The following is a 12,166-nucleotide window of genomic DNA, read 5'->3' as shown; positions in this document are numbered from 1 at the left end:
TAATATAATAAAAATTATTATAAAATAATGAAAAACGCCCAAATTCAGGGCAAATAAGTTGTAATTTAAGTATATATTTAGTAGAATTAGGATAATGTCGTGTTGATACTAAATTATATATAAAATTAAGTATTGGGGTAATTTTGAAATTTAATTTTAAAAAGGGGGATATATTACAATGTTAGAAAATTTACAACCAAAATCAGTGTTTCATTTTTTTGAGGAATTAACTAAAATACCACATGGATCAGGGGATGAAAAAAGAATAAGTGATTATTTAGTTAATTTTGCAAAAGAAAGAAATTTAGAAGTTATTCAAGATAAATCTTTAAATGTAATTATAAGAAAGCCAGCTACAAAAGGATACGAAAATGCTCCTACTGTAATAATCCAAGGACATATGGATATGGTTTGTGAAAAAGTTAAGGAAAGTAATCATGATTTTGAAAAAGATCCATTAAAATTAAGAATAGATGGAGACCATTTATATGCTACAGGTACAACATTAGGAGGAGACGATGGTATTGCCGTTGCTTATGGGCTAGCTGTGTTAGATTCAAAGAATATATCACATCCTAGTATAGAATTTGTTGCCACAACTTCAGAAGAAACAGGCATGTATGGTGCTATGGGACTAGATACTTCTAAATTAAAGGGGAAAATTTTATTAAATATTGATTCAGAAGAGGAAGGAATATTTTTAGTTAGTTGCTCTGGTGGAGTAAATCCTATAGTTTCTATACCAACAGAATATGAAAAGGCCACAGGAAAGTATATACAAATAGAAATAAAAGGATTGAATGGTGGACATTCAGGTATGGAGATTATAAAACAAAGAGCAAATGCTAATAAGTTAATGGGGAGAGTTTTATACGACTTAAAGAAAAAACTAGATTTTAATCTTGTTGAAATAAATGGCGGTTCAAAACATAATGCTATTGCGTTACATGCAACTGCAGTGTTAACTATAGATGAAAATAAATTTAATGAAGTTAAAGTTCTTTGCGATAAGCTAGAAGAAACTTTCCAAAATGAATTTAGAGTGGAAGATTCAAATATAAAAGTTGTAGTTGAAAACATAGAAAATAGGGAAAAACAGTTAACTAAAAAAGTAACAGATAATATAATAAATTTCCTACTATTAGTTCCTTATGGCGTTCAAACTATGAGTAAAGATATAGAGGGGTTAGTGGAAAGTAGTTTAAATATTGGTATAGTTGAAAATAAAGAAGATGAAATTAAGATTACAATAGCTGTAAGAAGTTCCGTAAGTAGTTTACAATTAGAAGTTGTAAATAGAATAGAGGCTTTATGCTTATTGGTAGATGCAAGATTTGTTAGGGAAGATGAATATCCAGCATGGCAATTTGATCCAGAATCTAAAATAAAAGATTTATGTGTTGATATATACACTAAGTTATATGAAAAACCAGAAGTATCAGCTATACATGCAGGATTGGAATGTGGATTGTTTAAGGGTACCATGAAAGATACTGATATGATAAGTTTTGGACCAAATTTATATGATGTTCACACACCAAATGAACACTTAAGTATATCCTCAGTGGAAAGAATATGGAAATTTTTAGTGGAACTATTAAAGAACATAAAATAAAAATTAATTATTGACACAAAGCGTGAAAAAGAGTATATTAAAATTGTAAAATTTAATAAGGTAAATCCTTCAGGGCGGGGCGTAATTCCCCACCGGCGGTAAAGTCCGCGAGCTACTTGTAGCATGATTCGGTGAAACTCCGAAACCGACAGTTAAAGTCTGGATGAAAGATAGGATTATAAATAATAATTTTTATATTGTTATTTTATTTCGTATATAAATCTCTGGAGGAAACTCTAGAGATTTTTTTATATTTAAGGGAACACTAAATAAAGTTTAAAGTATATAAAACTTTATTATGCTTTAAAAATATATATTAAAATAAGTGTTAAATATAAAAATATATTTAGGAAATTATACCACTTAAAATTAAATAATAGTTATATAAGGCGGTGTATTTAAAATGGAAGATTATAATTTTTATATGGAAAAAGCCTTAAAATTAGCTAAAAAAGGTGAGGGAAAGGTTAATCCTAATCCTAAAGTAGGAGCTATAGTTATTAAAGATAATAAGATAATTGGAGAAGGTTATCACAAATATTTTGGAGGTCCACATGCAGAAGTTTACGCTCTTAGGGAAGCTGGAGAAAAAGCTAAGGGAGCTACTATATATGTTACATTAGAGCCCTGTTCCCATTATGGTAAAACTCCTCCCTGTGCAAAGGCTATAGTAAAGGCAGGAATAGCTAAGGCTGTTATAGCTATGAAAGATCCCAATTCGCTAGTTCAAGGTAGGGGAATAGATATCTTAAAACAAAATGGAATAGAAGTTGTAACTGATATTATGGAAAAAGAAAGTAAAGAATTAAATGAAGTATTTATAAAATACATAACTAAAAAAGAACCCTTTGTAGTTTTAAAAACTGCTTCTACTTTAGATGGTAAGATTGCTACAAAAAAAGGAGAATCTAAATGGATAACAGGAGAAGAATCAAGATATAGAGTACACCAAATAAGAAATGATTTATCAGGAATAATGGTAGGGATAGGGACAATTATAAAAGATAATCCTCTTTTAACTACAAGGATAGAAGAAGGAAGAAGTCCAAAAGCAATAATAGTAGATTCTAATCTTAGAATTCCTTTAGAATCTAAAATCCTAGAAACAATTAATGCAAGAAGTATTTATATAGCTACAACTAAGAAACATAAGGATTTATCAAAAAAGAATGATTTGGAAAATTTAGGCGTTAAGATTTTAGAATTTGAAGAAAATGAAGAAGGGAAAGTTCCATTAAAAAAATTAATGCAATATTTAGGCGAAGAGGAAATAGATAGTATCCTTTTGGAGGGAGGCAGCACATTAAATTTTTCTGCACTAAAAGAGGGAATAGTAGATAAGGTTATGTGTTTTATAGCACCTAAAATAATAGGAGGACAGGATTCAAAGACAATGATAGGTGGAACTGGGGTAGATAATTTAAAAGATATGTTTAAATTACAAAATTTAAACTTTGAAAAAATAGGAGAGGATATACTTATTGAAGGTTATATATGAGTAGAAAAGTAATTCATAAGTTTTCAATAACTATTAAGTATAAAATATAAAAAATTATTAGATAAAGTTATATGAAAGATTATACAGTAAATGTTCTATAAATAGTTTCTAAATAGAATAAGTAAATTTAATAGGTGTAGTGGTTATTACACTAGATATTTAAAGAAGGTGTTAGTTTGTTTACAGGCATAGTTGAGGAAGTTGGAAAAATATCAAAAATAGAAGAGGGCAAAGACTTTCTTCATATAACCATAGAGGGAAGTAAGGTTTTAAATCCATTAAATTTAGGAGATAGTGTAGCAGTGAATGGAGTGTGTCTTACAGTAACGAATTTTAATAATAGTAGTTTTACTGCAGATGTTATGGCAGAAACTCTAAAAAAAAGCAGCTTAAAAACATTATCTAAAGGTAGTTTGGTAAATTTAGAAAGAGCCGTAACTTTAAATAAACCTCTAGGTGGACATATCGTTTCCGGTCATATAGATGGAACAGGCGAAATAATAAACATTAAAAAAGAAGGAATTGCTACATTATTGGAGGTAAAAACAAAAGAAACTTTGTTAAAATATATGGTGCCTAAGGGTTCTGTAGCGTTAGATGGTGTAAGTTTAACCTTAGTGGATATAAAAGAAAAAAGTTTTACAGTATCTTTAATACCTCATACAAAAGAAGAAACTATATTAATGAACAAAAATATAGGCGATATAATAAATATAGAATGCGATATTTTAGGAAAATATATATATAAATTTATGCATTTAAAAAAGGAAGAAGAAGATTTAAAAAGTAATATAAATTTAGATTTTTTAAGTAAGACAGGATTTTTATAATTTAAAATTAAGATTAATTTATTAATGAATATTAGCTTAATGTGCAGTTTATACTATGTTTAAAGTATAAAGAAAAAAATTATTATTTTAAACTTTATGTAATAGTAAAATCTATATTATATTAAATAACTATTACCAGTTTTATTATGTATAACTAATAAAAAATTATGACAACAAGTTGCTGAAAATAGGATAAAAAGTTAAGAGGCGTGGATAAAGTAAGTGGCGAATAGAGCAATATGTTTGCTGTATTATGTAAAATCTTTGTAGAAATTCAATAATATGTTTAGGGGGAATTTTCATGAGTTATAAATTTAATACTATAGAAGAAGCTATAGAGGATATAAAAAATGGAAAAATTATTGTAGTTGTAGATGATGAAGATAGAGAAAATGAAGGAGATCTTTTGATGTCAGCAGAAAAAGTTACTTCAGAGACTATAAATTTTATGGCTAAAGAGGGAAGAGGACTTATTTGTGCTCCCGTAAAAAAATCCAGACTGGAGGCATTAGAAATATATCAAATGGTACATAAAAATAAAGATAATTTTGGTACGGCCTTTACCGTATCAGTAGATGCAGTAGGCACATCCACAGGAATATCTGCATTGGATAGAGCCTTTACCGTATCAAAGATAGTAGATCCAAATTCCAAACCAGAGGATTTTTTAAAGCCAGGTCATGTGTTTCCTTTAGCAGCCAAAGATGGAGGAGTTTTAGTTAGAGCAGGACATACAGAAGCAGCAGTAGATATGGCAAGACTAGCAGGTTTTTCTGAAGCAGGAGTTATATGTGAAATAATGAATGAGGATGGGACTATGGCAAGGGTGCCACAGCTTATGGAATTTGTAAAAAAGCATAATTTAAAAATAATAACTATAGCAGATTTAATTGAATACAGAAGTAAAGAAGAAAAATTAATAAAGGCGCTAAAACCAGTAAATCTTCCTTCTAAATATGGAAATTTTACTGCTATAGGGTATGAAAATTTAATAACTGGAGAAGAACATGTAGCTTTAGTAAAAGGAGATGTAAAAGGAGAGGAACCAGTACTAGTTAGAGTACATTCAGAATGTTTAACAGGAGATGTATTCGGGTCTTTAAGATGCGATTGTGGTGAGCAAATAGCTAAAGCTCTCATGAAAATAGAAGAAGAAGGAAAAGGAGTTTTAGTATATATGAGACAAGAAGGAAGAGGTATAGGTTTATTAAATAAACTAAAAGCCTATGCTCTTCAAGATGAAGGTATGGATACTATAGAAGCAAATTTAGCTTTAGGATTTCCAGAAGACTTAAGAGATTATGGTATAGGAGCTCAAATATTAAGGGATTTAGGTGTTAAAAATATAAAACTTATGACTAACAATCCTAAAAAAATATCAGGACTTTCAGGTTATGGTATAAAAATAGTAGATAGAGTTCCTATAGATATGGGATGCAAAAAAGAAAATCTTAATTATTTAAAAACTAAAAAGGATAAAATGGGACATTTAATTGACATAATGTAGTTAAATTAATAAAAGATTAGGGGGAAATAAAATGAAAATATATGAAGGAAAATTAACGGCAGAAGGGTTAAAGGTAGGAATAGTAGTTTCAAGATTTAATGAGTTTATAACATCAAAATTATTAGCAGGGTCTATAGATTGCTTAAAAAGGCATGGAGCTAAAGAAGATAATATAGAAATATGTTGGGTACCCGGGGCTTTTGAAATACCTGTAATAGCAAAAAAAATGGCATCAAAGGGTAAATATGATGCAGTAATTTGTTTAGGAGCAGTAATAAGGGGGGCAACACCTCATTTTGATTATGTATCTAGTGAAGTTTCAAAGGGAGTGGCTCATGTATCATTGGATAAAGAAGTGCCAGTAATATTTGGAGTATTAACTACAGATACCATAGAGCAAGCTATAGAGAGAGCAGGTACAAAGGCAGGGAATAAAGGTTATGATGCAGCTATGTCAGCTATAGAAATGTCAAATTTAATAAAAATTTTAGATTAGAATTTTAAACTTTACTAAAGTTTAAAAGTATATATTGATACAAATGCTAATTCATTTTATTAAGGGCTTTTAACCTTATTTTATTGAAGTAGCCTAAAAATTCTACTATTATAAAGATAATCAAAAATAAGAATCTCTATAAAATCATATAGAAATAAAAGAGCAGATATAAGTTAATTTTTATTACATTTTAACTTATATCTGCTTAAATGTTTTAATCTTCATTAAGTAATTGTTTTAAATCTTACTTGCCCTATAACTATTTGGAAAAATGTATTATGCAATGGTCTGATATAACACTTTTATAGCTATTAAAAGCGATATAGTAGTAAAAACTGGTTTTATTACTTTGGAACCTTTATTTAAAGCTATTTTTGTTCCAAGCTTAGCACCAATTATCATTGCTAAGGATACAGGGATGGCTAGCTTATAGTTTATTTGCCTATGAAAAGCAAATAATATTAAAGAGGCCATATTGCTTATAGTAGTTAATGATTTTGAATTTCCACTAGCCCTTACAAAATCAAACTTAAAAATCCCAATTAATCCTATCATCATAAAAGCTCCTGTACCAGGACCAAAAAAACCTGTATAAAAGCCTACAGAAAAAGATAGAAATATTCCTAGTAGAGTATTTTTTTTATTTAATCCATGAAAATTATTCTTTAAGCCTACATTCTTAGAAAATAAACTGAATAAAGCTACTATAACTAATAAAATAAGAACTATGATGTTTAGACAATTAGCATCAATGCCCATTACTGCGTTAACACCTAATATAGCACCTATCAATGAAAAAGGAGCTAATATTTTAAATAGCTTTAAATTAATCTTTCCAGATTGAGCAAAATTAAAACAACTTGTTAATGAAGAACAGGTAGCACAAAGCTTGTTTGTGCCTAAGGCCATATGGGGTGGAACTCCCGCCATTAAATATGCAGGTATAGTAATTAGTCCTCCACCGCCAGCTATGGCATCTATGATTGCAGCTAAAAAACCTGCAAAACATAGAAGTAAAATAGTAAACAAAAAGACACATCTCCAATCTATAAAATTAATTTAATTTATTATTTTTTAAAAGATCATGTTTAAGTATATTATCAGAAGAGTTTAATTCACTTATAGCATTATCTTTTTTTGCTTTTAATTCTTCAGTTTCATTTATTTTTTTATGAGTTTTTATATCGTAATAAGTATTTATCGGGGATATATAAAATACTTTCCCATCAGTAAAGGAACCATTTCTAAAAATTACAGATTCATTTTTGTTGTTTAAAAGATCCCTTCCAAACATAGTATTATTTTTTATATTTAATAAATTTGCTAATGTAGGGTATAAGTCTATTTGACCACAATATTCATTGTTTATTCCCTTTAATTTTTCATCAGGAGTGTGGATTATTAAAGGGACCTTTTGAAGTTCTATCCAGTTTAATTCATCTATATCTTTTCCCAGGAAATTAGACAAATCTTTTTCATTTTCTCTTGGTATAGCATAGTGATCCCCATAGATAGCTATTATAGAGTTAGCTAAAATATTTTCTTTTTCTAATTTATATAAGAAAACACCTAATTGTTCATCCGTATAATGTATAGATTTCATATAGTTTCCTAAAAGAGTTCCTTCGTATTCTTCTACATCAAATTCTCCATATTTATCTGTAGCTTCGTAGGGAAAATGACTTGTTAAGGTTACAACAAAAGAAAAATAAGGTTCTTTAAGCTTTTTCATTTTTTCTATAGTTTCATTTAAAAAGCATTTATCACTAAGGCCTAAACCTATTTTTTCATCTATTTTATAATCTTTTTCACTATAAAATTTATCAATATCCATATTTTTATACATTAAGTTTCTATTCCAAAAGTTTTCTTTATATCCATGGAATGCCGCTGTATTATATCCGTCTTCTTTAAGTTCTGAAGGAAGGGAATTAAAATGGTTACCTGCATATAAAAAGTAAGCAGCACCAGAAGGGGCTGGATATAAAGAATTATTAGTTATAAATTCTGCATCGGAAGTACTTCCAGAAGCTATTTGATAAAAATAATTGTTAAAGTATAAAGATTTATTTAAAAACTTATTTAAATTTGGAGTTATTTCTTTATTGTTTATTTTTTTATTTATAACAAAGTTTTGCAAAGCTTCTACCTGTATAAGTATTACATTTTTATATTCATAGATACCTTTATATTTAGAAGAGTTATAAGAGGTATTCTTTTGTGCCAGAACATTTTTTATGTCTTCTTTTTTATTAGAACTTACAGGCATTTTTCTTTTTATAAAGTTTGTACTAGAACAATAAAAATCAATATAATGATAGTTTAAAACTCCTAATTTTTCAGCAATATAAACTTTATTATACATAGTTGAAATAAGCTTTGGTTGTTCTTGAGATAATTTATAAAAATTTATAAACTCTATAGGTATGGCAATAATTAAAGTTATAATTATTAATTTATAATCAAATTTATAATTATTTTCAGAGAATATACCTTTACTTTTAAGTGCCAAAAATAAAGGAATTAAAATTAATATGTCTAATATATAAACTAAATCCCAAAAGTTAAAAAGCTCCAATACGCTGGACCCCACTGCCCCTAGTTGGAAGCTATTTATAAGTATAGGCAGAGAAAATAAATCCTTAAAATATCTAAAATAATTTAAATCTCCTATAATAATAATAGAAATTAAAATATTAAACAAAAGAAGAAAAATAAATCTGCCCTTTCTTTTGAAAATAAGGCTTAAAGCTATTACTAAAAGAATAGACGCAATAGCAGGATACAATATTCTACTATATTTAAAGTGTTTCAATTGAAGTTTACTACCATAAGTTAAAAGTTTTGTGAGCATAAGAATAAAAAATAAAATAATATCCCAATAGTTATATAAATATGTTTTATATTTTTTCATGTTCACCTTTCCTTTATATGTTATAATATCAATTGTGTTTAAGTTTAAATATATATGTATTTAAAATATAAATTCTATAAAAATTTAATGTTTTATAAAAAAAATTAAAATCCTCTTTATATAGTATAAACTATAAATAGGATAATTGTAATAAAGATTGATTTAAAAAATGATAATTGTTGTAAGTGTTAAAGAAAGTGTGGATTTTTTATTACAAAAATAATAATTTATTAAAAACATATAATTTATAAGGATATAATATATTTACATAGAACTAATACTATAGCATAATATAATTTGACTTGGATGTAAAATGTGAGGAGGAGTAATATATGTTAGATAAAGAAGAAGTAAAAGCTTCTGAAGAAGTAGTAGAAAATATAGAAAAAGAAAAGGAAGAAGAAAAAGTAAAAGAAGTTAATGATGAAAAAGTATCAGAAGATGAAACAGATAAAATTAATGAGTTTGTAGAAGAAGATGCTCTAAAAAATAAAGAAGAAGAAATTGATAAGTCTGCAAAAGAAGATAAAGAAGAAAAAACTAAAGAAGACGAAGTTCATAATGATATAAAGGATAAAGTTTGCTTTTTACAATACTTTAAAGAAGGAATAAAAAACACCTTAGGAATATTTGTAGTATCCATAGGGGTTTTAGCAGTAATAGGGTTAATCTTAAGATATATAATAGGGTTATATGTAGTAGATGCTTGGGGTATGCTATTTATTGTATATTTAGTAGTATCTTTATTCTATCCATACATAAAAGCTAAATTTTATAGAAAAAATAAATAAAATGGATAAATAATTAAGAGTATCTTAGGAGGCTCTTAATTATTATTTTTAATATAGAAAATAAAATTAATATAGAAAATTTTATTCCATTGCTTATAATTCTTATAATGTATATAAGAATTATAAACCACCTAAATTGATTTAATTAAAATTTAGGTGGAATAAGAATTCCATCTGAATTAAGTTTTGATTTGAAATAAATAAAGTGCTTAAAATAAATTTACTTTGAAAGGATGAAAACAAATATATGAGAAAAGGTAAGGAGTATGAATTTCTTATAGAAGAAACAGAATTTCCAGGAACAGGTATAGCAAAAAAGGATGGTCTACCAGTTTATATAAAAGGAACATTGCCAGGACAAAAGGTTTTAGCAAAAATAACTAAAAAAAGAAGAGAATATGCTCAGGCTAAACTTTTAGAAATAATAGAAAATGTGGATTATGCTATAAAAAATAAATGTCCTCATTTTGGTCAATGTGGGGGATGTTCAACACAATACATACCTTATGAAAAACAATTAGAAATAAAAGAAGAGCAATTATTAAAATTGTTTGAAAATAAGGACATAGAAGATTTTGAATTTTTAGGAGTAGAAAAAAGTCCAGAAGAATATGAATACAGAAATAAGATGGAGTTTACCTTTGGAGACATGGAAAAGGGTGGAGATCTTACTCTAGGTATGCATGTTAAAAATAGAAGTTTTTCTATTGTAACAGTGGATAACTGTGAAATTGTGGATAAAGATTTTAGGAGTATATTAACATCTGTGGTTAATTACTTTAGCAAAAAAGGATTACCTAAATATAGGGTAATGAGTCACGAAGGTTTTTTAAGAAATTTAGTTATAAGAAAAGCTAAAAATACAGGAGAGATATTAGTAAACATAGTAACTACATCTCAAATGGAATTTGATTTTAAAGAAATAGTAGATATATTATTAAAGGGAGAGTACAAAGGAGAAATAAAAGGCATTCTTCATACTATAAATGACACGTTATCTGACGTAGTTCAGGTAGATAAATTAGAAATATTATATGGAAGAGATTATATAATAGAAGAGTTATTAGGACTAAAATTTAAAATAGCTCCAGAAGCCTTTTTCCAAACAAATTCAAAGGGAGCAGAAAAACTATATAGCATAGTAAAAGACTTTTTAGGTGATGCTAGTTCAAAGGTAGTTTTTGATCTTTATTGTGGTACAGGAACTATAGGGCAAATAGTTGCTCCAAAGGCTAAAAAAGTTATAGGTGTGGAATTAATAGAGGAAGCAGTTAAGGCAGCTAATGAAAATGCAAAATTAAATGGATTAGATAACTGTGAATTTATAGCTGGAGATGTAGCAAAGGTTATAAAGGATTTAAAACAGAAGCCAGATATTATTATATTGGATCCACCAAGACCAGGTGCACACCCAGTAGCTTTAGAATATGTAGTTAAATTTGAACCAAAGGAAATAATATATGTATCTTGTAATCCAAAAACTTTAGTGGATGACTTAGAATATCTTATAGATAATGGATATAAATTAGAAAAGGTTAAGGGCATGGACATGTTCCCCCACACACCACATGTGGAGACTGTAGTAAGGATAGCGAAAAAGTAAAATAAGTAGAGTAAAAAAGCTAGTAAATAAGGATTTCTGAGCATTTCATCAATTTTCCCAGATGTTAGTTGGTAGATGATACCCTTTGAAACTCTTATGTTCTGTCTGAGGAAACATATCATTGCTTTAACTGTGGTTATGTTGACAGATTAGACGACAGTTATTTTTTTAAGGATTGAGAATTATAATAAATAATATGATGATGAATTATTTGAAAATAACTTACCATGTTTTATAATTTTGAATATAGATAAAGCGTCAAGGAGGTGGCGACTTGGCACAGCAATATACCAAAAAAATGATTCGTGAGGTATTCATAAAGATGCTGAATGAACGTCCAATTAACAAAATCACAGTTAAGGAAATTGCTACAGTATGTGAGATAAATAGAAATACTTTTTATTATTACTACACAGACATATATGCACTTTTGTCAGAGATATTCCAAACAGAACTTCAGACAGTAATTGATGAATATAATGATACACTTTCCTGGGAGGAGAGTTTTATTGTAGCTGCTAGATTTGCTTTAGAAAACAAAACAGCCGTTTATCATGTATATAATTCCATGCAGAGAGAAGAACTAGTGAACTATATATACAATGTATCAGGGAATGTGATGATTCGGTATGTTGAAAAAGTAAGCGAGGGTATCTCAGCTTCTTCGGGAGATAGAAAACTTATTGCTTCCTTTTATCAGTGTGCCCTTACTGAAATGGTGCTACAGTGGATTGCTGCCGGAATGAAGGAGGACCCTGATACTATTATTAGACGAATCGGGTATCTTTTCGATGGAAACATCGAATTGTCCCTTAAGCGAAGTGCTGGTTTAAATGATACCTAGTAAAAAACGATAGGAGATTTCTTTTTTATCAGACATTCTGACCTCAATGCCTAAAAATTAGATAAACA

10 protein-coding genes and 1 riboswitch are annotated in these 12,166 nt (G+C 28.1%); of the genes, 8 read left to right on the top strand and 2 right to left on the bottom strand.

All coding sequences use genetic code 11. The features are described 5' to 3' along the window. Positions 1-178 precede the first annotated feature (178 nt). The 5 genes from ACYUDJ_RS16375 (at position 179) to ribH (ending at position 5,946) form a co-directional block, all read left to right on the top strand. On the top strand, positions 179-1,615 hold the full coding sequence (locus ACYUDJ_RS16375) for an aminoacyl-histidine dipeptidase (RefSeq protein ID WP_003484121.1): 1,437 nt from the start codon (positions 179-181) through the stop codon (positions 1,613-1,615). Between the two features lie 61 nt (positions 1,616-1,676). Continuing rightward, a riboswitch (FMN riboswitch) is annotated at positions 1,677-1,795 on the top strand. Positions 1,796-2,018: 223 nt separating this feature from the next. After that, positions 2,019-3,113: a bifunctional diaminohydroxyphosphoribosylaminopyrimidine deaminase/5-amino-6-(5-phosphoribosylamino)uracil reductase RibD gene (gene ribD, locus ACYUDJ_RS16370; protein WP_003484123.1), complete on the top strand. Its 1,095-nt coding sequence runs from the start codon at positions 2,019-2,021 to the stop codon at positions 3,111-3,113. Between the two features lie 176 nt (positions 3,114-3,289). Continuing rightward, positions 3,290-3,943 carry a riboflavin synthase gene (gene ribE / locus ACYUDJ_RS16365; RefSeq protein WP_003484124.1) on the top strand — a complete coding sequence of 218 codons (654 nt, stop codon included), beginning with the start codon at positions 3,290-3,292 and terminating at the stop codon, positions 3,941-3,943. Positions 3,944-4,244: 301 nt separating this feature from the next. After that, the gene (locus tag ACYUDJ_RS16360) at positions 4,245-5,450 is read left to right on the top strand and encodes a bifunctional 3,4-dihydroxy-2-butanone-4-phosphate synthase/GTP cyclohydrolase II (protein WP_003484126.1); all 1,206 of its coding nucleotides are present in this window, start codon (positions 4,245-4,247) and stop codon (positions 5,448-5,450) included. A gap of 31 nt (positions 5,451-5,481) precedes the next feature. Next, the gene (gene ribH / locus ACYUDJ_RS16355) at positions 5,482-5,946 is read left to right on the top strand and encodes a 6,7-dimethyl-8-ribityllumazine synthase (protein WP_003484127.1); all 465 of its coding nucleotides are present in this window, start codon (positions 5,482-5,484) and stop codon (positions 5,944-5,946) included. A 276-nt stretch (positions 5,947-6,222) separates the two neighbouring features. Here ribH and ACYUDJ_RS16350 read toward each other — a convergent pair whose 3' ends face one another. Further along, positions 6,223-6,975: a sulfite exporter TauE/SafE family protein gene (locus tag ACYUDJ_RS16350; RefSeq protein WP_003484130.1), complete on the bottom strand. Its 753-nt coding sequence runs from the start codon at positions 6,973-6,975 to the stop codon at positions 6,223-6,225. Positions 6,976-7,000: 25 nt separating this feature from the next. Next, positions 7,001-8,860: an LTA synthase family protein gene (locus tag ACYUDJ_RS16345; RefSeq protein ID WP_003484132.1), complete on the bottom strand. Its 1,860-nt coding sequence runs from the start codon at positions 8,858-8,860 to the stop codon at positions 7,001-7,003. 332 nt (positions 8,861-9,192) lie between these two features. On the opposite strand from ACYUDJ_RS16345, the gene ACYUDJ_RS16340 reads away from it, so the two are divergent. The 3 genes from ACYUDJ_RS16340 to ACYUDJ_RS16330 all read left to right on the top strand — a co-directional run bounded on the left by ACYUDJ_RS16340 (position 9,193) and on the right by ACYUDJ_RS16330 (position 12,098). After that, positions 9,193-9,651: a hypothetical protein gene (locus tag ACYUDJ_RS16340; protein ID WP_043032227.1), complete on the top strand. Its 459-nt coding sequence runs from the start codon at positions 9,193-9,195 to the stop codon at positions 9,649-9,651. A 247-nt stretch (positions 9,652-9,898) separates the two neighbouring features. After that, positions 9,899-11,254 (top strand): 23S rRNA (uracil(1939)-C(5))-methyltransferase RlmD, encoded by a 1,356-nt coding sequence (gene rlmD / locus ACYUDJ_RS16335; protein WP_043032226.1) that lies wholly within the window; start codon positions 9,899-9,901, stop codon positions 11,252-11,254. 274 nt (positions 11,255-11,528) lie between these two features. After that, positions 11,529-12,098 carry a TetR/AcrR family transcriptional regulator gene (locus ACYUDJ_RS16330; RefSeq protein WP_042384453.1) on the top strand — a complete coding sequence of 190 codons (570 nt, stop codon included), beginning with the start codon at positions 11,529-11,531 and terminating at the stop codon, positions 12,096-12,098. The last annotated feature ends 68 nt before the right edge of the window (positions 12,099-12,166 follow it).

This window comes from Clostridium sp. CTA-6 (genome assembly GCF_054768115.1).
Note: the sequence above shows the minus strand (reverse complement) of the source record. Positions and strands in the feature narration are given on the sequence as shown.